We start from the raw sequence: 332 nt of genomic DNA, 5'->3' as shown, positions 1-332 counted from the left end.
TTCTACGATCCCGAGATCAACCGCAGCTACGGCATGATGGCTTCCCACTATGGCGTCGGCGTTCTTCCGGCACGGCCCAGAAAGCCTCGGGATAAATCGAAAGTGGAGAATGGAGTGCGTTTCGCCCAGTCCTGCATTTTGGGGCGTCTGCGCAATCAGACCTTCTTCTCGCTTGCTGAAGCCAATGCCGCCATTGCCCAGGCGCTCGATCGCATCAACGACCACGTCATGCGCCGGCTGGGCGTCAGTCGCCGGCAGCTCTTCGAGACCGTCGAGCGCCCGGCTTTGGCCAGTCTTCCACTGGAGGATTACGAGTTTGCCGAATGGCGTTT

At 59.6% G+C, this 332-nt stretch carries 1 pseudogene; it reads left to right on the top strand.

The features are described 5' to 3' along the window. Positions 1-332, top strand: a pseudogene (locus AC0L3D_RS37055) (IS21 family transposase); the annotation flags it as partial.

It is taken from the genome of Mesorhizobium sp. WSM4837 (assembly GCF_055811435.1).
This window is presented reverse-complemented; position numbering and strand designations above follow the sequence as displayed.